Origin of the sequence: Azospirillum sp. TSH64 (genome assembly GCF_003116035.1) — a bacterium.
In the GTDB taxonomy this organism is placed as follows: Bacteria; Pseudomonadota; Alphaproteobacteria; order Azospirillales; family Azospirillaceae; genus Azospirillum.
This window is the reverse complement of the sequence record NZ_LGQW01000015.1, coordinates 3,475,212-3,496,137: the sequence shown is the minus strand read 5'-3', so window position 1 is coordinate 3,496,137 and position 20,926 is coordinate 3,475,212. Positions and strand designations below refer to the sequence as shown.

Here is a 20,926-nt window from a genome sequence, read left to right as displayed (position 1 = left end):
CAGGTTGAACACCGTGCTCTTGCCGGCGCCGTTCGGGCCGATCAGTGCGTGGATGGTGCCGCGGCGAACCTGCAGGTTTACCTCCTTCACCGCCACGAAGCCCTTGAATTCCTTCGTCAGACCACGCGCTTCCAGGATGATGTCGTCGGTGGTCATTCCTGTCCTCTTCCGGTCTTGGGTCGGCCGTCCGGCAGCGGGCCGACATAGCGTGAGGACGGTCGCAGCATGCGTCCGGTCCGTTCCTGTTCACGCACATGCGCCGCCCATCCGGCAGCACGGCTGGCGGCAAAGAGCGGTGTGAAGCCGGCACGCGGCACACCGAGCGCTTCCAGCAGCAGGGCGGCGTAGAATTCCACATTGGTGTGCAGGGTCCGCTCGGGACGGCGCGCCGCCATCACCGAAAGAACCGTCCGCTCGACGGCTTCGGCAAAGGCAAGCCGTCCCTCCGGTGCCCGGCCCGCGCCGGACTTTTGCAGCGCCAGCAGGCTGTCCTTCATGATGTCCGCGCGAGGATCGCGGATGTGGTAGGCCCGCGACCCGAAGCCCATCAGACGCTCCGCCCGGTCGAGCGCCGCCGTCACCCAGCCTTCCGCATGGTCCGCCTCGCCGATGGCGTCGAGCATGTCGAGGACCAACCCCGGCGCGCCGCCATGCAGCGGCCCTTCCAGCGCGCCCAGCGCCGCCACCGCGGCCGCCGACAGGCCGCCCCCGGTCGAGGCGACCACGCGGGCGGTGAAGGTCGAGGCGTTCACGCCGTGATCGACCATCGCGACCAGATAACGGTCCAGCGCCCGCGTCTCCGCTTCGCCGGTGGCGGCATCATGGATCATGCGCAGCAGATCGGCGGCATGCGGCAAGGAACGGTCCGGGGCCACCGGGGCCTGTCCACGAACCAGCCGGATGGCCGCAGCGGCGGCAACGGCGGTGCCCGCCACCAGCATCGGCGGCGTCATCGCGGCGCCCGGCAGCGAGGCCAGCAGAAAGCGCTGACACTCGATCACGCTGAGATCGGACGGCATCGCCGCGAAGCGGGGAGAGAGCCGCGCAAAGGCGTCGCATCTCGCCGCAGCCAGAGCCTCCCGGCTCATCTGTTCCGGAAGCTCCGCGTCCCACAGGATCGCCACGACTTCTTCATAGGGGCGGGCGATCAGATCGGGCAGTCGATGCCCACGCATCACCATCTCGCCCGTCGCGGGATCGCCCCCGCTCAGGCTGGTTTCGGCGGCCGATATCCGCTCCATCGTCATGCTGTCCGGTAAGGGGTGGGAGACGCCACCGCCGGAAGAGCCGCGGCGGATTCGGTGTGAATCCTAAGCAATCAGCCCTCCGGCTCAACTTCATATATGTAAGCGGGGCATTACCAACGGTTATGCCCCGCCACGAGCGAAGCCCGGTGGGGCGGCGCCTACATCTTCTTGACCAGAGGGCAGTCGCTTTCCGACAGCGGCCGGAAGGCACGGTCGGCGGGAACGCTGCGGACCAGCTTGTAATAGTCCCAGGGCGACTTGGAGTCGGCCGGGGTCTTGACCTGGAAGAGATACATGTCGCGCAGCACCCGGCCGTCCTCGCGCACGGTGCCGTTCTTCGTCATGAAGTCGTTCACCGGCGTTTCCTTCATCGTCTTCATGACGGTCGGGGCGGCGTCGGTCCCGGCGGCCTTGACCGCCTTCAGGTAATGGCTGACCGCCCCGTAGACGCCGGCCTGGTAGAAGGTCGGCATCGCCTTGCGCTTCTCGAAGAAGCGCTTGGAGAAGGCGCGCGTCTCGTCGTCCATGTCCCAGTAGAAGGGCGTCGTCAGCATGATGCCCTGGGTCGCCGGCAGGCCCAGCGCGTGGACCTCGCTGATGGCGAGCAGCAGCGCCACGATGTTCTTGCCCGACTGGCCGAGCCCGAATTCCGCCGCCTGCTTGATGGCGTTCTGGGTGTCGGCCCCGGCGGTCGCGAGCGCCACGACCTTGGCCGGCGACGCCTGGGCCTGGAGCAGGAAGGAGGAGAAGTCGGCATTGTTCGCCGGCATGCGGACGCTTCCCACCACCTTGCCCTTCTGGCTCTCGACGACGGCGCCGGTGTCACGCTCCAGCGCATGGCCGAAGGCATAGTCGGAGGTCAGGAAGTACCAGCTGTCGAAGCCCGAGGCCACCACCGCCTCGCCGGTCACATGGGCCAGCGCGTAGGTGTCGTAGGTCCAGTGGATGCCGTTCGGCGTACAGGCCTTGCCGGTCAAATCGGAGCTGGCCGGCGAGGAGAAGATGGCGACGCGGTTCTTCTCCTTGGTGATCTGCTGCACCGCCAGCGCCACGGCGGAGTTCGGCACATCCATGATGGCGTCGACCTGATCGACGTCGTACCAGCGCCGTGCCGTCGAGGCGCCGACATCGGCCTTGTTCTGGTGGTCGGCGAAGATCAGCTCGATGGGCGTGCCGTTGACGGCGCTGCCGAAATCCTCCACCGCCATCTGCGCCGCGGCGATCGATCCCTGTCCGGTGCTGTCGGACAGCTGGCCCGACAGGTCGGTCAGGATGCCGATCTTGATCTTGCCGTCGCTGTAGGCGGCGCTTTGTGCGAGCGCCGGCTGGGACAGGCTGTGGGCGAACAGGCAGGCGGCGACGGCCGCCGTTACGGCGTAACGGTTCATCAGTTCCTCCCTAGGGCGTTTTTATGGATGGCCGGCTTTCCGGACGGTCAGACGGCGTCGCTGGAGGCCGCCGCATGCTGGGCGGCCAGCCGGCCGAACACCGCGCCGCGCAGGACCGAGGTCGAGCCGGTGTAGACTTGGTGATAGAGGCCGACCGTCTCGCCCGCCGCATAGAGTCCCGGCATCGGCCGGCCATTGCCGTCCAGCACGCGGGCATCGGCATCCACCTTCAATCCGCCGAAGGTGAAGCAGTTGGCCGAGACGATGGGGAAGGCGCGGAACGGACCCTTGGTCAGCGGGCGCGCCCAGTTGGTCTTGGCCGGGCTCAGCCCGGTGGTCGCCAGACCGTCCACCCGCGTCGGGTCGAAGCGGGAGGCATCGGCGGGACAGGCGGCGTTGTAGGCGGCGACCGTCGCCAGCGTGGCGTCCGGCGGCAGGCCCAGCTTTTCGACCAGTGCTTCCAGCGTCGGCGCCTCGATGGCCGGCACGTCGCTGCGGATGCTGGTGCGCCAGCGCGGAATGTCCTCCACCTGATCGTCGAACAGCACATAGGCGATCCCGTCGGGCTGATCGGCGACGATGCGGGTGATGGCGTCGTAGGTGGCGTCGGCGGTGCCCGGAGCCTCGTCGAGGAAGCGTTCGCCGCGCTTGTTGACCAGCACGCCATAGGGCCAGATGAAGATCACCGCTTCCGGCTGGCGGGACCGCGGGTCGACCGGTTCGGCATGGTAGGAGCCGAAGTCGCCGGCCGCCGCCGCCCCGGCGTCGAGCGCCATGCGGATGCCCTCGCCGCGGTTGTAGTAGCCGCCGCGCGCCACCGGCCGCACATGCTTGGCGCGCTGGCCCATGTAGCGGGTCATCATCTCCGGGTTGCCCTGATAGCCGCCCGACGCCAGGATGGTCGACCGGCCGCGGATGGCGACGCGCAGCCCGTCCGTCCCAGCGGCGTAAACGCCGCCGATGCGGCCCCGGTCGTCGCGCAGCAGGTCGAGCGCCGTGGTGCGGTAGAGCACGCGGGCGCCCAGCGCCTTCGCCTCTGCCATCAGCCGTTCGATCAGGGCGAGGCCGCCGCCCTGCGCGGCGATGCGCTGGGTGTTCTGGGTCAGCAGATAGATCGGCTGCGGCTCGAACCGCAGGCCGAAGCCCTTCAGCCAGGCGATGGTCGGCGGCACCCGCTCGGCGAAGCGGGAAATCACTTCCGGATCGGGGAAGGGGTGGGCCTTCACATAGTCCGGCCAATGCTCGTACGGTTCGGCGGCGGCGGCCAGCACGTTGGGGTCGATGTTCAGCCCGGCATTGGCGGCGAAATGCTCCTCGAAATCGTCGGAGATCTCGGAATCGTTCTTCATCCGCATATAGGCTTCGGTCCAGCGCGAATTGCCGCCGAAATCCTCCTCGGGCGCCCGCTCCAGCAGGGTGACCGACAGGCCGGCCTGCAACGCCGTCACCGCCGCCGAAAGCCCGGCGATGCCGCAGCCGACGATGACCAGATCGCTGATGGCCAAATCGCTGATGGCGTACTCAGACATCCGTGTTTCCTCCGTCATTTCTTTCGTCTCCAGACCTGTCCCGCATCATCCCGCCCATATCATCCTGCTAGGCGCTGCCGGGTACCGTCGGGCTCGCTGTCGGCCACGACGATTCCGGCCCCCGTCAGCTGTTCGATCGCCGCCGGACCGTAGCCGAGTTCGGCCAGCACCGCGCAGGTGTCTTGTCCGACGCGCGGCGGGTCGCGGCGGATCGTGAGATCGGTGTCCGCCACTTGGATCGGCAGCCGCGGCAGGGCGGTCCGCACCCCGTTCGGCAGGGTGGTCGGCATCAGCCCGCCGGTGGCCCGCAGATGCGGATCCTCGAACAGATCCTCCGGCCGGGCGATGGGCGCGAAGGGAATGCGGGCGCGCTCGCACACCGACACCGCCTCCTCCATCGACAGGCTGCCGAACAGCGCCGTCAGCAGCGGCAGCAGACGCGGCCGGGCGGCGATGCGGTCGTTGTTGGTGCGGAACCCGGGATCGTCGCGCAGGTCCGGCCGGTCGATGACGGCGCAGAAGCGCTCCCAATGGCTGTCGGTGGTGATGCCGACGAAGATCGGCCGCCCGTCGGCGGTGCGGAAGGTCTCGTAGACCGCCCAGGCCGACACACGCTCCGGCATCGGCGGGATCGGCCCGTCCGCCTGGGCGGCGTAGCAGAGATGCTGCCCCATCAGGAACACCGTTGTTTCAAACAGGGCGGTCTCGATGGTCTGGCCCTTGCCGATCCGTTCCCGCTCGCGCAGCGCCACCAGGATGGCGATGACGGCGAACATGCCGCCGGTGATGTCCACGACCGAGGTGCCGGCGCGCAACGGCCGGCCGCTTGGCCCGGTCATGTAGGCGAGCCCGGTCATCATCTGCACCACCTCGTCGAGCGCGAGGCGGTTGGCATAGGGGCCGTCGAGGAACCCCTTCAGGCTGGCATAGATCAGGCGCGGGTTGACGCGGGCCAGCGCGTCGGCGCCCAGCCCCAGCCGCTCCATCGTGCCGGGGGCGAAATTCTCCACCAGCACGTCGGCCTCGGCAACGAGACGATGCGCGATGTCGCGGCCCTCCGGCGTCTTCAGATCGACGGCGATGGAGCGCTTGTTGCGGTTGAAATAGCCGAAATAGCCGGTGCCGAAGCCCTTCAGATGGCGGGTCGGCTCGCCGTTGGGCACCGGTTCGACCTTCACCACGTCGGCGCCGAGGTCGGCGAGGATCATGGCGCAGGACGGCCCCATCACCGTATGGCCGAAATCGACGACCTTGACGCCGGCCAAAGGAAGCGGTTTGCCAGGGGCTTCGGCGGGGGATCGGTCGGTCATGCTCCGTCTCCCGGAATCTCTTCTGAAACCGGACGGGGCGACGCCCCGTCATAGCGGTAGGGGATGGACGGCGGCATCGGTCCCTTGATGCGGCCGCCCTGCTGGGACTGCTCCCAGGCGTGGGCCAGGATGCCGACCGAGCGCGACAGCACGAACAGCCCGCGCCCGAGCCCGGACGGGAAGCCGAGTTCGGCGAACACCACGGCGGTGGCGCCGTCGATGTTCATCGGAAGCCGCTTGCCCTTGCGCGCGGCCAGCGCATCTTCCACCGCACGGCCGATGGCGGCGGCCTCTCCCGTCACGGTGCCCTCCCCCGTCGCCGCCTCCACCAGGGCCAGCAGACGGCCGGCGCGCGGATCGACGGGATGGAAGCGGTGGCCGAAGCCGGGGATATGCTCGCGCCGCTCCAGCCGGGCGGCGATCTCGCTCTCCGCCGCCCCCGCCACGGACATGCCTTCGGTCATGCGGGCGGCGACTGCGGCGTAGAGGTCCATGCATTGCTGGCCGGCACCGCCATGGACATCGCCCAGCGCGTTGATGCCGGACGCCATGGCGTTGTTCAGCCCGACCCCGCAGGTGGCGGCCATGCGGGCGGTGGCGATGGACGGCGCCTGCGGCCCGTGATCCACCGCCGCCACCAGCGCGGCCCCCAGCAACCGGCCTTGCGCCGGTGTCGGCAATTCGCCGCGCAGCATCAGCCAGATCATGTCGGGGAAGCCGATCGTGCCGATCAGCTCCTCAATGGCATAGCCGCGCACCCGGATCGAACCCGGATGGATGTCGATGATCGACGTCCGCCACCAGCCGGTGGCGCTGTCGATGGTCGCTTCAGACATGGGAACGCTCCCGGAGGACTCCCCCCCGTCGGCCCGGCCTCAGCCGAGCACGAAGGGGTTGGCGCGGTTGGGTTTCGTGGTGATCCAGACAGACTTGGTCTGGAGATATTCCTTGATCGCCTCCACGCCCCCCTCGCGGCCGAGGCCGGAGCGCTTGTAGCCGCCGAAGGGCGTGGTGAAGCTGGTCGAGCGGTAGTTGTTCACCCACACCGTTCCGGCGCGCAGCCGGTCGACGCAGTACATCGCGCGGTGCAGGTCGCGGGTCCACACGCCGGCCGCCAGGCCGAACTCGACGTCGTTGGCGATGCGCAGCGCATCGTCCTCGTCCTCGAAGGGGATGACGCAGAGGACAGGGCCGAACACCTCCTCCTGGGCGATGCGCATGTCGTTGCGCACCTGGGTGAAGATGGTCGGCGCCACGAACTGCCCCTGGCCGTAGTCCGGCCCCGACAGGGCATGGCCGCCGAGCGCGCAGACCGCGCCCTCGTCCTTCGCCATGTCGATCATCCGCAGGATCTTCTCCCATTGCGGACGGGTGGCGATGGGGCCGATCTGCGTGTCCATCCTGGACGGGTCGCCGATGCGCGCCTCGCCCGCCGCCGCGACCAGCTTGCCCACGAAGGCGTCGTGGATGGATCTCTGGACCAGCAGGCGCGAACCGGCCATGCAGGTCTGTCCCGAGGCGCCGAACACGCCGGAAATGGCGCCCTTCACCGCCTGGTCGAGGTCGGCATCGTCGAAGACGATGTTCGGCGACTTGCCGCCCAACTCCAGCGTCACCTTCTTCAGGCCCGGCGCCGCGGCCTCGTTGACGCGCTGGCCGCCGATGTCGCCGCCGGTGAAGGCGATCTTGGCGGTCAGGGGATGGCGCACCAGCGGCTCGCCCACTTCCCCGCCGAAGCCGGTGACGACGTTGACGACGCCGCGCGGGAACCCCGCCTCATGCGCCAGCTTCGCCAGCTCCAGGATGGAGGCGGAGGTGTATTCCGACGGCTTGATGACGAGGGTGTTCCCGGCCGCCAGCGCCGGAGCCATCTTCCAGGTGGTCAGCGCCAGCGGCGAATTCCACGGCGTGATGGCAACGACGACGCCGAGCGGCTCGTACTTCACATAGTTGAAGACATCGGCCTTGTTGATCGGCACGACGGCGCCCTGAACCTTGTCGGCCAGCCCGGCATAGTAATGGAACCATTGGGCGACGTTCCGCATCTGCCCGCTGACCTCGGCCATCAGCTTGCCGTTGTCGCGCTGCTCGATGGCGCCCAGCCGGTCGACATTGTCCTCGATCAGCCCGGCCAGCCGGCGCAGCAGCGCGCCACGCTGGGTCGCGGTCAGCCCGGCCCAGTCCGGCGACAGGAAGGCGCGGTGCGCCGCCTCCACCGCGCGGTCCGCATCGGCCTGCGTGCCGCGCGGGATCTCCGCCCAGGCCCGCCCCGAAAAGGGCTCCGTCGTCTCGAACCACGCGTTGGAAACCGGATCGCACCAGTCCCCATCGATGAACAGCTTGTAGCGTTCCACCCTCGGCCTCGCAAAAGTTCTGTTAGATAGAACCGTGTTTCATCTAAGAGAACATATGAGGGCAAATTGCGTCAAGCCTGAACCATTTGCCCCCACACTTTTCTCGCGGCCGGGACTTGTTCGGGCCGTCCTTGACGGCCGATGCTGGTGTCGGGGAAGAATGCGCGCCGAGGCCGCCAATGAAGGGTGCGACATGACCGATGCGAAGCCGACCACCACCACCGCCTCCGCCGGGGGGGTGGAGTCCGTCGACCGGGCATTGAGCATCGTCGGCTGCTTCCAGGCGGGCGATCATGCGTTGAGCCTGACGGAGATCGCGGCGCGGACCGGGCTCTACAAGAGCACCATCCTGCGGCTGACCGTGTCGCTGGAGAAGGCCGGCTATCTCGTCCGCCACCAGGACAAGTCCTACCGGCTCGGCCCGGAGCTGATGCGGCTGGGGGGGCTCTACCAGCGCTCGCTGCGGCTGGAGGACCATGTGCGGCCGGTGCTGCGCCAGCTGATGCGGGAAACCGGGGAAAGCGCTTCCTTCTTCCGGCGCGAAGGGGCGTGGCGCATCTGCGCCTTCCGCGAGGATTCGACGCAGGCGATCCGCGACCATGTCCATGAAGGCGACCGCCTGCCTCTGGACCGGGGAGCCGCCGGCCATGTGCTCACCCGCTTCGCCGGGCAGGGATCGGCGGCCGACTTTGCCGCCTTGCCCCTGCTCTCCTTCGGCGAGCGCGAGTCCGAGACCGGGGCCGCCGCCGTGCCGGTCTTTTCACAACGGGACGGGCTGATCGGCGCATTGACCCTGTCGGGACCGCTGACCCGCTTCACCGGGGAGCGGGTCGCGGTGATGGCGCCCCTGCTGCTGGCCGCCGGCAGCCGCCTGTCGGAGACGCTGGGCGGACATTACCCGGATCAGCCGTCGCCTTGTGCATAGGCGACGGCAGCCCAAACCGACCAAACGGTGAGACCATGGGCCCGACGCCTGCAACCTGCATGGCGCGGAGCCCGCCTTCGCCCCCCGCGTAAGTTCGCCTTATCTGCCCTATCCGACAATGCCGGCATCGTGAAGGCGGCCGATCTCCGTGGACGGCAGCCCCAGCAGATCGGCCAGCACCGCGTCGGTATCCTGCCCCAGACCGGGGGCCGGGCGATGGTCGGTGCGCTTGCCCAGGCCGGGAAAGCCGAGCGGCGATCCGGGAACCAGCAGCGGCCCGACGCCGGGCTGGTCGATCTCGCGGAAAAGCGGGTTGGCGGTGGAGCAGCGCGCGTCCTCGGCGACGAGCTGGCCGAAATCGCGGTAGGGGCCCCACAGCACACCCGAGCCGGCGAATGCGCCTTCCACCTGCGGCAGCGTGCGCGCGGCGAACCAGGGAGCGAGCACGGCGGAGATCGCATCGCGGGCCTGGAAGCGTCCGCCTTCGTCGTCCATGTCCACGCCCATCAGCGGGCCGATCATCGCCAGCCGGTCGGCCAGCCCGGTCGCCTTGCCGAGCGCCTTCCACTGGCGGTTTGAAATGGCGACGACCATCGCGCGCCGCCCATCGGCGGTGGGAAAGTCGCGGCCATAGGCGCCGTACAGGTCGTTGCCCATCGGCGGACGCACGGCGCCGTTCACCCGCACGTCGGCGAGGTAGCCGAGATTGCCGATTGTCGCCAGCATCACGTCGGCCAGCGCCACCGTCACCTCCTGCCCCCGGCCTGTGCGGCGCCGCCGCCGGTCCGCCGCCAGCAGCCCGGTGGCGAGATAGAGGCCGGCCGCCACGTCCCAGGCCGGCAGGACATGGTTCACCGGTTCCCCTCCCCTGCCGGTCGCCATCGGGAATCCGCCGGCGCAGTTGACGGTGTAGTCCACCGCCGCCGATCCGTCCGGGTTGCCGGTCAGCCGCAGCATGATCAGGTCGTCGCGCCTGGCGGACAGCGCCTCGTAGCCCATCCAGCCGCTGGCCGGCAGGTTGGTCAGCAGAAAGCCGGCATCCTCGCCCGACGCGGTGATGATCGCCTGGGCGATCTCCCGCCCCTCCGGCTTGTCGAGCGCCAGTGTGACCGACCGCTTTGCCTTGTTCAGCGCCGTCCAATAGAGGCTGGTGCCATTGGGCGCCAGCGGCCAGCGGCGGTAGTCGATGTTGCCGCCGATGGGGTCGATGCGGATCACCTCCGCACCCAGCTGGGCCAGGGTCATGCCGCCCAGCGGAGCCGCGACGAAGGCCGAGACTTCGACGATGCGCAGATCGGAAAGGAGCGAGGACATGGGGGAGGGATTCCGCTCGGGGTGGATGCAGGGGGTGGCGGGAGCCGGTCGGGTCGGGTCAGGCCGGAGCGCGGACGCACCCCGGCCTTGCACGGCCCGTCCTCAGACGCAGCGGCCGCCGTCGACCTCCAGCACCACGCCGGTGATGAAAGCCGCCTCGTCGGAGGCGAGATACAGCGCGGCGTTGGCGACATCGGAGGGCTGGCCCAGGCGGCCGAGCGGAACGATGCCCAGCATGCGCGCCCGCTTCTCCGGGGTGTCGCCGCCCATGAAGGTGGCGAGCAGCGGCGTTTCGGTGGCCACCGGAGCCAGCGCGCAGACGCGGATGTTGTCGGGCGCCAGTTCGAGCGCCAGCGACTGGGTGATGTTGTGAACCGCACCCTTCGTGGCGTTGTACCAGACCAGGCCCGGACGCGGGCGCAGCCCGGCAGTGGAGCCGAGATTGAGGATCACGCCGGACTTCTGCGCCCGCATCGTCGCGACCACCGCCTTGGAATAGAGGTAGATCGACTTGACGTTCAGGGCGAAGACGCGGTCGAACTCCTCTTCGGTCACGGTCTCGAACGGACCGTTGGCGTGGGTGGAGCCGGCGTTGTTCACCAGGATGTCGAGGCGCCCGAATTTCTCGACCGTCGCGGCGATGGTCATCTCGACATCGGCGGTTTTGGTGACGTTGGCTTTGATGCCGATGGCAGCCTCGCCCAGCTGCTCCGCCACCGCGGCGGCGGCGTCGCCGTTGATGTCGACGACCGCCACGCGGGCGCCCTCGCGCACGAAGGTTTCGGCCATCGCAAGGCCCAGGCCCTGCGCCGCCCCGGTGATCAGGGCAACCTTGCCGTCCAGGCGCTTCGTCATTCTCGGTTCCTTCCCCAGGGAATTATGTGGTGATGGGGGAGGCTATCCGCGCTGAACCGGCCGTGCTATGGACCATCCGTCATAACTGCTATCAGCTGTCAAAGCATAACGGGGCGGAGCACGGCCCCAGCTTGCGTCACAGCGCGCTGTCCTCCCCGGCACTTCCGGGAGCGACGACCTTGCCCTTCAGCACGCCGTTGGCGACGCATTTGACGACTTCGACATGGATCAGCCGCAGCAGGGCACGGGTCGCCTTCGACACCGGCTGATGCAGCGGTGTGGCGGTGACCAGCATGGCGTGCATGTCCTTCGACGTGATCTCGCGCGCGATCAGCCGGCCCTGGCGCACCTCGCGGTGGACGGCGCCGAAGGGAAGGATGGTCGATCCCATTCCCTCCTCCACCAGCTGCTTGATGGCGGTGACGGAGTCGATCTCCATATCGACCTGCAGATCGATGTCGGCCCGGCGCACCGCGGCATCCACCACCCGGCGCAGGCCGTTTTCCAGGCCGGGCAGCACGAAATGCAGGTCGGCCAGCATCTCGACCCCGACCGGCCCGTCGTCGCCGGCCGCCGCGTCCTTGGCCGATTGGACCAGCTGCAGACTTTCCACCAGCAGGGGAGACGACAGCATGCTGCGTCCGCGCCGCGCATCGTAGAGGACGGCAAGGTCCAGCCGCCCGCCTTCCACCCATTCCAGCAGCGTGCCGCTGAACACCTCGTGGATGCGCAGGGTCGCGTCGGGATAGTTCTCGTGGAAGCGGCGGGCCAGCGGAGCGCCCAGCGTGGCGCAGATCGAGGGCGGCAGCCCCAGCGTGACGGTCCCGGTCAGCCGCTCCGACTGGTCCTGGATCTCCTCCTTGATCTCGCTGAGCGCGCCCAGCAGGTGACGCACCACGTCGTAGAGCTTGCGCCCCTGCTGGGTCAGCGAGACGCCGCGGCCGTGACGGTAGAACAGGCTGGTGCGCAGCTCGTGCTCCAGCTTCTGGACCTGCCGGCTCAGCGCCGGCTGCGTGATGCCCAGCTTGACCGAGGCCTTGGAGAAGCTGCCAAGGTCGGCCACCTGAACGAAATAGCGCAGTTCCAGAAGTTCCATCGCGGGCGGCCTTGTCCTTTCAGTCCTCCCCGTCGGATAGCGAATACGCCGGTATGATACAAGCGTGGTCGCGACAGGTCAGTTCCGCCCGCCCGGCACCCCTCAATTGCGGCGCGACAGCAGACCACGGGCGACGACCTGGGCCTGGATTTCCGCCGCCCCTTCAAAGATGTTCAGGATACGGGCGTCGCACAGCACCCGGCTGACCGGATATTCGACGGCGTAGCCGTTGCCGCCATGGATCTGCACCGAGTTGTCGGCGTTCGACCAGGCAACGCGCGCGGCCAGCAGCTTCGCCATGCCGGCCTCGATGTCGCAGCGGCGGTCGCTGTCCTTCTCCCGCGCCGCGAAATAGGTCAGCTGGCGGGCGATCATCGTTTCAACCGCCATCCAGGCCAGCTTGCCGGCGACGCGCGGGAAGGCGGCGAGCGGACGGCCGAACTGGACGCGCTCCTGGGCATAGCGCAGGCCGAGCTCCATGGCGTTCTGCGCCACGCCGACGGCGCGGGCGGCGGTCTGCACGCGGGCGGATTCGAAGGTCGCCATCAACTGCTTGAAGCCCTGGCCCTCGACGCCGCCCAGCAGGTTTTCGCGGGGGACGGCGAAGCCGTCGAAGCCGATTTCGTATTCCTTCATGCCGCGATAGCCCAGCACCGGGATCTCGCCGCCGCTCATCCCCTCGGCCGGGAAGGGGTCCGCCTCGGTGCCGCGCGGCTTCTCGGCCAGCAGCATCGACAGGCCGCGATAGCCGGGGGCGTCCGGATCGGTGCGCACCAGCAGCGTCATCAGGTCCGACCGGCTGCCATGGGTGATCCAGGTCTTCGCCCCGGTGACGCGATAGAGGTCGCCGTCCGGCACCGCGCGGGTGCGCAGGCTGCCCAGGTCGGACCCGGTGTCGGGCTCGGTGAAGACGGCGGTCGGCAGGATCTCGCCCGACGCGATGCGCGGCAGCCAGCGCGCCCGCTGTTCGGCGGTGCCGCCCATGCGGATCAGTTCGGCCGCGATCTCCGCACGGGTGCCGAGGGAGCCGACGCCGATGTAGCCGCGCGACAGTTCCTCCGTCACCACGCACATGGCGAGCTTGCCCATGCCGAGCCCGCCATCCTCCTCCGGCACGGTCAGGCCGAACACCCCCATCTCCGCCATCTGCTCGACGACGGGAAGCGGGATCAGCTCGTCCTTCAGATGCCAGTCATGGGCATGCGGCTCCACCGCGTCGGCGACGAAGCGGCGGAACTGGTCGCGGACCATGTCCAGCGCCTCGTCCTCCAGCGCCATGTCGCCGAAGCCGCCGCCATGCAGCGCATCGGTCAGCAGTTCGGCGATGCGCAGCCGCAGGCCGGAGGCGTTGCCGGCGGCGATCAGCCGGCACACCGCCTCGGTGCGGAAGGCGTCCCGCTCCGCCTCGCCCAGCCCGAAATCGGCGGGCCGGACGATTTCGCCCTGGCTCATCGCCAGACCGCCGTCGAGCTGGGCCAGATACTCGCCGAACGCCGCCTGGAGCATGGCCGCTTCCAGTTCGCCCAGCCGGCCGGCATGGTCCAGCCGTTCCGCCCAGCCCCGCATCTGGCGCAATGCCGCGGCATAGGTCGCGACCCAGGCGAAGCCATGCGCCGCCACCTGATGGCGGTCGAGCAGCGCCGCATCAACGCGCCCATCCGGCGCCACCAGTGCCGCGACGCCGCGCTCCGCCGCCTCGGCCAGCTGCGCCACCGCATCGAGTGCCGTGGCCGTGGCCTGCAACAGATCGGGGAGCAGAAGCGGAGAGGCTTCGGACGGGCTGGCGGTGCTCAAGCTGGAAGACATCGGCGCGTTTCCCCAGTGCTCGTTATACTGTGTTTGGTGTTCGCTGTCGGGTCCATCCGTCGATGCGGACGGACGGCCCGTCACTCCGCCGCCGCTTTCCCTCGGGACGGCAGGGCGGCGGCGAGCCCGGCGAAGGCCTGCTCGACCAGCCGGCGCTGGTCGGCCTCATGGTCGCCGTGGAAGCTGCCGGCGGGAGAGGCCGCTTCGGCACGGGCCACGCAGACGACGCGCGGCTCGGCGCAGCCGGCCGCTGCCCGCAACGCCTCCAGCCGGCGGTCGAGATAGGTCCAGGCGCCTAGGTTCTCCGGTTCCTCCTGCACCCAAACGCAGGAGGCGTCCGGCCAACGGCGGAACAGGGCCGACAGTTCGGCCGCGGGCAGGGGATACAGCATCTCCAGCCGCACCACCGCCACATCCTCCGCGTCCAGGGCGGCCCGCTCCCGCTCCAGCTCGTAAGCCAGCTTGCCGCTGCACAGCAGGATGCGGCCGACACGTTCGCCGGCGGTGACGACGACCGGCTGGAATCCGGTGCCGGGTGCTAAATCGGCCAGCGCCGACACCGCCGCCGGCAGGCGCAGCAGGGTCTTCGGGCTCAGCACCACCAGCGGCTTGCGGTCGCGCCGCAGCATCTGCCGGCGCAGCAGGTGGAAGTAGTTCGCCGGGGTGGACGGATGCGCGATGCGGATGTTGTCGCGCGCCGCCATCTGGAGGAAGCGCTCCGGCCGGGCGGAGGAATGTTCCGGCCCCTGCCCTTCCAGCCCGTGCGGCAGCAGGAGGACGAGGCCGGAGGGCTGTCGCCACTTGTCTTCCGCGCTGACGATGAACTGGTCGATCAGGATCTGGGCGCCGTTGGCGAAATCGCCGAACTGCGCCTCCCAGATCACCAGCGCGTCGGGCCGTTCCAGGCTGTAGCCGTATTCGAAGCCGAGCACGGCATATTCCGACAGCGGGCTGTTGACCACGTCGAAGCGGGCCTGGGCGACGCCCAGATGATTCAGGCTGACATGGCGCTTGCCGGTGACGGCATCGGTCAGAGCGAAATGCCGGTGGGAGAAGGCGCCACGCACCACGTCCTGGCCGGTCAGCCGCACCGGCACCCCATCGGCCAGCAGCGTTGCGAAGGCCAGCGCCTCGCCGGTCGCCCAGTCCAGCGGCTCCTCGGCGCGGCGGCGGATGACGCGGTCCACCTTGCGGTCGACGGCCAGGCCATCCGGAATGGCGGCCAGCGCCGCCAGCAGAGCCCGCAGCCGGTCGGAGCCGATGCCGGTGTCCGGTTCCACGGCGGCAGACCCGCCGGCAGCAGGCCCGCCGGACGCGAACGGCGCCCAGCGTCCGCCGGGGAAGCCGTCATGGTTCGGCCGGTGATCGGCGGCGGCGGCCAACGCCTCCTGGAAGCGGGCCTTGTGACCGGCGGCGAGCGCGTCGGCGGCGCCCTCCCCGACCGCTCCGTCGGCGGCCAGCCGCTTGGCATAGAGCGCGCGGACGGGCGGATGGGCGTCGATCGCCGCGTAATCCAGCGGCTGGGTGAAGCGCGGCTCGTCGATCTCGTTGTGACCGTTGCGGCGGTAGCCGACGAGGTCGATCACCGCATCGCGCCCGTGCGCCTGCCGGAAGGCAACCGCGAGGTCGGCGGCCCGCAGCGCCGCGTCCGGATCGTCGGCGTTGACGTGCAGGATGGGGCTGTCCACCGCCTTCCACAGCCCGGTGCAATGGAGCGAAGTCCGCGCCTCGTCGCGTTCGGTGGTGAAGCCGATCTGGTTGTTGACGATGACATGGATGGTGCCGGCAACAGTGAAGCCGGCGACGCCGGACAGTTGCAGAGCCTCGGTCACGCTGCCCTGGCCGATCACGCTGGCGTCGGTGTGCAGCAGCACGCACAGCACCCGGCGCGCCTCGCCGCCCTGCTCGCGGACCAGATCCTGACGCGCCCGCGCCCGGCCCAGAATGACCGGATTGATCGCCTCCAGATGCGACGGGTTGGGGGACAGGGTCAGCGCCAGCGTGCCGTCGCCGAAGGACAGGCTGCTTTCCACCCCCATGTGATAGGGGACGTCGGCGGGGACCGGCGGGTCGGCCTGGAAGGGATGCATGCCCTTGATCCCGGCGAACAGCTCGACCAGCGGTTTGCCCAGCACGTTGGCCATCAGGCTGAGCCGGCCGCGATGCATGGTCCCGACCTGCACCTCGGTGACGCCCGCCGCCGCAGCCGCCGCGAGGATGCGGTCCAGCAGCGGAATCAGCGTCTCCATCCCCTCCGCGCCGAACCGCTTCTTCGTCGGGTAGCGGGTGCCGAGCAGCCTTTCAAACTCCTCCGCAGCACTCAGCAGCGACAGCGCCCGGCGACGGGCCTCGGCCGGCGGGGTGGCAGAGGCCCCCTCATAGGCGTCGCGCAGCCAGGACCGCAGGGCCGGATCGTCGATATGGGCGGTTTCCAGCGTCAGCGTGCCCTGATAGAGCCGGCGCAGCCGCGCGGTCTCCGCATCCCCGGACTCCGGTCCGGCGGGAGGGGCGGCGCGGCCCAGAGGATCGAGGGCGGCGGCAGCATGGCCGCGCTGGCGGATGTCCTCGTGCCGGAGCGACAGCGGCCCGGACGCCGGCTCACCTGATGTCGGCCCACCCGATGCCGACAAGTCCGGAGCGACCGCGCCCAGCTCGTCCAGGATCTGGAAGACGGCGCGCCAGCTCACGTCCACCGAGGCGGGATCGTCGCGGAAGCGCTCCTGCAACGCTTCGAGATAGGCGGCCCCGGCGGCGTTGAGCGGAGAGGACGGCCTAGACATGGCGCTTACCGTTCATGCGGTTGAACATCCGTCGTTTGAGGCATTGGGAACCGTTCCCCACAGACTACCGATCAGCCTCGCATCGCGGAGCGCATGGCGTGCCTGTAACAGATATTCATTGCGGGCATAGCAAACCGTCAGCACCCACCCCGGTTTCAAAGGGCCGCGCGGGGCCGGGCCCGAATGGTTCGTATAGCTGATGGCTTGCCCAGCTTATGGCTGGTATGCCCACGAAACACATTCCTCTGTGCGGACGGTTGCTCCACTGTCAGGGTCACCACATCGACCCGTCCATTCCCGGACAGTCACAGCCATCCCTGGGACCAGCCGCCGCCAATTCCCAGGACACCGCGAGCAAGGAGATGTCGCGCCACCGCCAGAAGACGCAAACCATGACTTCCATCAACTCTTTCGCAGTTCAATGGATGTCTTGCCGGTAAAAGCGGTCGTGGACGATCAACCCTCATCGTGCCGTCACACAACAAGAACTTCGGGAGGAAAAACAGCATGAAGCGCCGTCAATTCTTCAAGGGTGCCGCCGTCGCCGCCGGTGCCTCCACGCTTGCGGCTCCGGCCATCGCGCAGTCGGAGCCGACGATCCGCTGGCGCTGCGTGTCGAGCTTCCCGAAGAACATCGACGTGCTCTATGGCAGCGCCGAGGTGATGGCGAAGAACGTCGCCGAGGCCACCGACGGCAAGTTCCAGATCCAGGTCTTCGCCGCGGGCGAGGTGGTGCCGGCGCTCCAGGCACTGGACGCCGCCAGCAACGACACGGTCGAGATGTGCCACACCGCGTCCTACTATTATGTCGGCAAGGACCCGGCCTTCGCCTTCGGCTGCTGCCTGCCCTTCGGGTTGAACACCCGTCAGCAGAACGCCTGGTTCTACCATGGCGAAGGCGGCAAGCTGCTGGAGGAGTTCTACGCCGGCTACAATCTCAAGGCGCTGGCCGGCGGCAACACCGGCGCGCAGATGGGCGGCTGGTTCCGCAACGAGATCAAGAGCGTCGAGGATCTGAAGGGGCTGAAGTTCCGCATCTCCGGCCTGGGCGGCCAGATCCTGGCCAAGCTCGGCGTGGTGGCGCAGCAGGTCGGCGGCGGCGACATCTATCCGGCGCTGGAACGCGGCACCATCGACGCCGCCGAGTTCAACGGCCCCTATGACGACGAGAAGCTCGGGCTCTACAAGATCGCGCCCAACTACTACTATCCGGGTTGGTGGGACGGCACCTCGCTCCAGCATTTCTTCATCAACACCAAGCGCTGGAACGACCTGCCGAAGCACTATCAGGCGGCGCTGACGGCGGCCGCGGCGCTGGCCAACATCGACAGCGTGGCACGCTACGACGTGCTGAACCCGGCGGCGCTGAAGCGCGTGGTCGCCAACGGCGCCAAGCTGCGCGCCTTCCCGCAGGACGTGCTGCAGGCCAGCCACAAGGCGGCGATGGAGCTTTACGACGAGCTGTCGGAAAAGAACCCGGCCTTCAAGAAGTTCTACGAGAGCTACCGCCGCTTCCAGAACGATTCCAATCTCTGGCTGCAGGCGTCGGAATATGCCTATGACAGCGCAACCCTCCGCCTGACCCGGCGCTGATCCGCCGTCTCTCCGTGCGATATCCCAGCCATGGACCGGGCAGCGGCACGACCGCTCCCGGCATTGGCGTCGTCGCAGCGTTCGCGACCGGCCTTCCGGGAGACTCTGCCTCCATGACGAGCCCATCCTCCTCCCCCCTGATGACGGCCCTGGTCGGGGTCTGCCGGCTGGTCGACGCGGTCACCGCGCGGCTGGGAAAGGCGATCTCCTGGCTGATCCTGCTGGCGATCCTGGTTTCGGCAGTCAACGCCGTGATCCGCAAGCTGTTCGACGTCAGCTCCAACTCGTGGCTGGAACTGCAATGGGTGCTGTTCGCCGCGGTGTTCCTGCTCTGCTCGCCCTGGACGTTGCGGGAGGACGAGCACATCCGCATCGACATCGTCAATGCGATGCTGACGAAACGCGCGCGCGACGGCATCGACCTGTTCGGCCATATCGCCTTCCTGCTGCCCTTCAGCTTCGTGATGATGATCACCTCCTGGCCCTTCGCGCTTGCCTCCTACGCCATCGAGGAACAGTCGATGAACGCCGGCGGCCTGCCGCAATGGCCGGCGAAGCTGCTGATTCCGCTGGGCTTCACCGTCCTGTTCGTCCAGGGCCTGTCGGAGCTGGTCAAGCGCGCCGCGATCATGTCCGGCCATCTGGAGGACGGGACCCAGCGGGCCGGAGGCCATCAGGCGGCCGCCGAGGCCGAGGCCGAGCGGCTGCTCGCCGCCGAGCGCGAGCGTGCCACCCCTTCCGACACCCTTCCCAGCCGGTAGACGCGCGATGAGCACGACCTCCCCCTCCCTGTCGCCGCGCACCGTCCGGCTGTCCGTCATCTCCCTGCTGCTGCTGGCCGCCGTGGCCGTGGCGCTCTATGTGCTTCCGGTGCCGGGCGCCGGTGCGCTCGCCGAACAGGAGGGCTGGCGCGGCTGGTTCGGCCACAACATGGCGCCGATCATGTTCGGCGTGCTGGTGGTCATGCTGCTGCTGGGCTATCCGGTCGCCTTCGCGCTGGCCGCCAACGGCCTGCTCTTCGGCCTGATCGGCATCGAGCTGGGCCTGTTCCGGCCCGACCTGTTCCAGGCGTTGCCGGAACGCATCTACGGCACGATGAACAATGACGTGCTGCTGGCCGTGCCCTTCTTCACCTTCATGGGGCTGGTGCTGGAACGCTCCGGCATGGCCGAGGATCTGCTCGACACCATCGGGCAACTGTTCGGCTCGATCCGCGGCGGGCTCGCCTACGCCGTCATCTTCGTCGGCGCGCTCTTGGCTGCGACGACCGGCGTGGTCGCCGCGTCGGTGATCTCCATGGGCCTGATCTCGCTGCCGATCATGCTGCGCTACGGCTACGACCGCCGTCTGGCATCGGGCATCATCGCCGCGTCCGGCACGCTGGCCCAGATCATCCCGCCGTCGCTGGTGCTGATCGTCATGGCCGACCAGCTCGGCCGCTCCGTCGGCGACATGTACGAGGCCGCCTTCATCCCCGGCCTGCTGCTGGCCGGCCTGTACGCCCTCTACGTCTTCGTCGTCTCGATGATCTGGCCCAAGGCCGCCCCCGGCCTGCCGCCGGAAGCCATCGCCTACCGCGAGCCCAACGGCGCACGCGGCGTCTGGCAGCTCGGGCTGCTCGCGCTGTTCTCGGGCGCCGTCGCCTATTGGGTGATGGGACGAACCGGGGTGAAATCCGGCGCAGACTATGTCGTGCTGCTGCTGTCTGTGGCGGTGACGGTGGCCTTCCTGGCCGCCACCTTCAACCGGACCTTCGGCGCGCAGCGTCTCGTCCTTCAAGCCGCGGTCACGGCGGTGCTGACGGCGGGAGCGGCGTGGCTGACGCTGAACGGCTCGACCACGCTGGCGCTGCTCGGCGATTCCATCGCGGCGGGCGCGCTCTATGCCCTGGCGGTGGCGCTGGTGGAACGGGCCAGCGGCCGGCGCCTGATCTCCCGGATGGCGGAGCAGGCGACCTTCGTCATGGTGCCGCCGCTGGCGCTGATCTTCCTGGTGCTCGGCACCATCTTCATCGGCCTCGCCACCCCGACCGAGGGCGGCGCCATGGGTGCCGTCGGCGCGCTGGCGCTGGCGGCGATGAAGAAGCGGCTGAGCTTCGACATGGTGCGTCAGGCGACCTACTCGACGGCCAAGCTGGCGGCCTTCGTGCTGTTCATCCTGATCGGGGCGCGGGTGTTCTCGCTGACCTTCTACGGCGTCAACGGCCATGTCTGGGTCGAGGAGCTGATGGTCTCCCTGCCGGGCGGCCAGATGGGCTTCCTGATCGCCGTCAGCGTGATGGTGTTCCTGCTCGCCTTCTTCCTCGATTTCTTCGAGCTGGCCTTCATCGTCATCCCGCTGCTGGCTCCGGCGGCCGACCGGCTGGGCATCGATCTGGTGTGGTTCGGCATCATCCTGGCGGTGAACATGCAGACCAGCTTCATGCACCCGCCCTTCGGCTTCTCGCTGTTCTTCCTGCGCTCGGTGGCGCCGAAGCTGCCCTACATCGACCGCGTGACCAAGAAGGAGACGGCGCCGGTCCTGACCAGCCAGATCTACTGGGGAGCCGTGCCCTTCGTCGTCATCCAGCTGGTGATGGTGGCGCTGGTGATCGCCTTCCCGCAGATGGTCATGCATTACAAGTCGGCCGCGGTCAAACTGGACGACAAGCAGATCGAGGAGCAGTTCCAGGGCCTTGGCAGCGGCATGGACAACGAGCTGCCGCCGCTGGAATTCAAGTGAGACAGGAA

Annotated in this window: 16 protein-coding genes; 4 read left to right on the top strand and 12 right to left on the bottom strand. The window is 68.7% G+C overall.

Translation table 11 applies throughout. From position 1 onward, the window contains the following. The 7 genes from TSH64_RS17285 to TSH64_RS17255 all read right to left on the bottom strand — a co-directional run. A partial coding sequence (locus TSH64_RS17285; RefSeq protein WP_146208126.1) for an ATP-binding cassette domain-containing protein occupies positions 1-156 on the bottom strand: 156 nt, incomplete at its 3' end. Continuing rightward, on the bottom strand, positions 153-1,241 hold the full coding sequence (locus tag TSH64_RS17280) for a citrate synthase (RefSeq protein ID WP_199237587.1): 1,089 nt from the start codon (positions 1,239-1,241) through the stop codon (positions 153-155). The genes TSH64_RS17280 and TSH64_RS17285, both read right to left, overlap by 4 nt. Before the next feature lie 164 nt (positions 1,242-1,405). Next, a complete protein-coding gene (locus tag TSH64_RS17275) occupies positions 1,406-2,635 on the bottom strand; it encodes an ABC transporter substrate-binding protein (protein WP_109446740.1) in 1,230 nt (409 codons plus the stop codon). Between the two features lie 47 nt (positions 2,636-2,682). Then, entirely contained in the window at positions 2,683-4,164 is a 1,482-nt protein-coding gene (locus TSH64_RS17270; RefSeq protein WP_199237586.1) for an FAD-dependent oxidoreductase, read from the bottom strand. A 59-nt stretch (positions 4,165-4,223) separates the two neighbouring features. Continuing rightward, a complete protein-coding gene (locus tag TSH64_RS17265; protein WP_109446738.1) occupies positions 4,224-5,474 on the bottom strand; it encodes a CoA transferase in 1,251 nt (416 codons plus the stop codon). Continuing rightward, complete coding sequence (locus tag TSH64_RS17260) at positions 5,471-6,310, bottom strand: citryl-CoA lyase (protein ID WP_109446736.1); 840 nt, start codon at positions 6,308-6,310, stop codon at positions 5,471-5,473. The genes TSH64_RS17265 and TSH64_RS17260 overlap by 4 nt, the downstream gene beginning before the upstream one ends. A 39-nt stretch (positions 6,311-6,349) precedes the next feature. Next, complete coding sequence (locus tag TSH64_RS17255; RefSeq protein WP_109446734.1) at positions 6,350-7,828, bottom strand: aldehyde dehydrogenase; 1,479 nt, start codon at positions 7,826-7,828, stop codon at positions 6,350-6,352. A gap of 193 nt (positions 7,829-8,021) precedes the next feature. Here TSH64_RS17255 and TSH64_RS17250 point away from each other — a divergent pair, with 193 nt between their 5' ends. Beyond that, positions 8,022-8,753 carry an IclR family transcriptional regulator gene (locus TSH64_RS17250; protein ID WP_158285383.1) on the top strand — a complete coding sequence of 244 codons (732 nt, stop codon included), beginning with the start codon at positions 8,022-8,024 and terminating at the stop codon, positions 8,751-8,753. 108 nt (positions 8,754-8,861) lie between these two features. Here the strand turns inward: TSH64_RS17250 and TSH64_RS17245 are convergent, their stop codons facing one another. The 5 genes from TSH64_RS17245 to TSH64_RS17225 all read right to left on the bottom strand — a co-directional run bounded on the left by TSH64_RS17245 (position 8,862) and on the right by TSH64_RS17225 (position 16,604). Then, positions 8,862-10,067, bottom strand: coding sequence for a CoA transferase (locus tag TSH64_RS17245; protein ID WP_109446730.1), 1,206 nt, complete (start codon positions 10,065-10,067; stop codon positions 8,862-8,864). A gap of 102 nt (positions 10,068-10,169) precedes the next feature. After that, positions 10,170-10,922, bottom strand: a complete 753-nt coding sequence (locus TSH64_RS17240; protein ID WP_109446728.1) for a glucose 1-dehydrogenase — start codon at positions 10,920-10,922, stop codon at positions 10,170-10,172. 136 nt (positions 10,923-11,058) lie between these two features. Continuing rightward, entirely contained in the window at positions 11,059-12,018 is a 960-nt protein-coding gene (locus TSH64_RS17235; protein ID WP_109446725.1) for a LysR substrate-binding domain-containing protein, read from the bottom strand. Positions 12,019-12,120: 102 nt separating this feature from the next. Next, complete coding sequence (locus TSH64_RS17230; protein WP_109446723.1) at positions 12,121-13,824, bottom strand: acyl-CoA dehydrogenase family protein; 1,704 nt, start codon at positions 13,822-13,824, stop codon at positions 12,121-12,123. An 80-nt stretch (positions 13,825-13,904) separates the two neighbouring features. Continuing rightward, entirely contained in the window at positions 13,905-16,604 is a 2,700-nt protein-coding gene (locus TSH64_RS17225; RefSeq protein WP_109446721.1) for a 2-oxoglutarate dehydrogenase E1 component, read from the bottom strand. Between the two features lie 507 nt (positions 16,605-17,111). On the opposite strand from TSH64_RS17225, the gene TSH64_RS17220 reads away from it, so the two are divergent. From TSH64_RS17220 to TSH64_RS17210, 3 genes are all read left to right on the top strand, one after another. Continuing rightward, complete coding sequence (locus TSH64_RS17220; protein ID WP_109446719.1) at positions 17,112-18,197, top strand: TRAP transporter substrate-binding protein; 1,086 nt, start codon at positions 17,112-17,114, stop codon at positions 18,195-18,197. 113 nt (positions 18,198-18,310) lie between these two features. After that, complete coding sequence (locus TSH64_RS17215; RefSeq protein WP_247872997.1) at positions 18,311-18,958, top strand: TRAP transporter small permease subunit; 648 nt, start codon at positions 18,311-18,313, stop codon at positions 18,956-18,958. A 169-nt stretch (positions 18,959-19,127) separates the two neighbouring features. Continuing rightward, positions 19,128-20,918 (top strand): TRAP transporter large permease subunit, encoded by a 1,791-nt coding sequence (locus TSH64_RS17210; RefSeq protein WP_109452758.1) that lies wholly within the window; start codon positions 19,128-19,130, stop codon positions 20,916-20,918. The last annotated feature ends 8 nt before the right edge of the window (positions 20,919-20,926 follow it).

What these genes read in the sequence shown, in the direction of transcription:
- TSH64_RS17280 (WP_199237587.1), bottom strand. Translation starts at nt 1,241, where the DNA reads ATGGAGCGGATATCGGCCGCCGAAACCAGCCTGAGCGGGGGCGATCCC.
- TSH64_RS17275 (WP_109446740.1), bottom strand. Translation starts at nt 2,635, where the DNA reads ATGAACCGTTACGCCGTAACGGCGGCCGTCGCCGCCTGCCTGTTCGCC.
- TSH64_RS17270 (WP_199237586.1), bottom strand. Translation starts at nt 4,164, where the DNA reads ATGTCTGAGTACGCCATCAGCGATTTGGCCATCAGCGATCTGGTCATC.
- TSH64_RS17265 (WP_109446738.1), bottom strand. Translation starts at nt 5,474, where the DNA reads ATGACCGACCGATCCCCCGCCGAAGCCCCTGGCAAACCGCTTCCTTTG.
- TSH64_RS17260 (WP_109446736.1), bottom strand. Translation starts at nt 6,310, where the DNA reads ATGTCTGAAGCGACCATCGACAGCGCCACCGGCTGGTGGCGGACGTCG.
- TSH64_RS17250 (WP_158285383.1), top strand. Translation starts at nt 8,022, where the DNA reads ATGACCGATGCGAAGCCGACCACCACCACCGCCTCCGCCGGGGGGGTG.
- TSH64_RS17245 (WP_109446730.1), bottom strand. Translation starts at nt 10,067, where the DNA reads ATGTCCTCGCTCCTTTCCGATCTGCGCATCGTCGAAGTCTCGGCCTTC.
- TSH64_RS17240 (WP_109446728.1), bottom strand. Translation starts at nt 10,922, where the DNA reads ATGACGAAGCGCCTGGACGGCAAGGTTGCCCTGATCACCGGGGCGGCG.
- TSH64_RS17235 (WP_109446725.1), bottom strand. Translation starts at nt 12,018, where the DNA reads ATGGAACTTCTGGAACTGCGCTATTTCGTTCAGGTGGCCGACCTTGGC.
- TSH64_RS17230 (WP_109446723.1), bottom strand. Translation starts at nt 13,824, where the DNA reads ATGTCTTCCAGCTTGAGCACCGCCAGCCCGTCCGAAGCCTCTCCGCTT.
- TSH64_RS17225 (WP_109446721.1), bottom strand. Translation starts at nt 16,604, where the DNA reads ATGTCTAGGCCGTCCTCTCCGCTCAACGCCGCCGGGGCCGCCTATCTC.
- TSH64_RS17220 (WP_109446719.1), top strand. Translation starts at nt 17,112, where the DNA reads ATGAAGCGCCGTCAATTCTTCAAGGGTGCCGCCGTCGCCGCCGGTGCC.
- TSH64_RS17215 (WP_247872997.1), top strand. Translation starts at nt 18,311, where the DNA reads ATGACGAGCCCATCCTCCTCCCCCCTGATGACGGCCCTGGTCGGGGTC.
- TSH64_RS17210 (WP_109452758.1), top strand. Translation starts at nt 19,128, where the DNA reads ATGGCGCCGATCATGTTCGGCGTGCTGGTGGTCATGCTGCTGCTGGGC.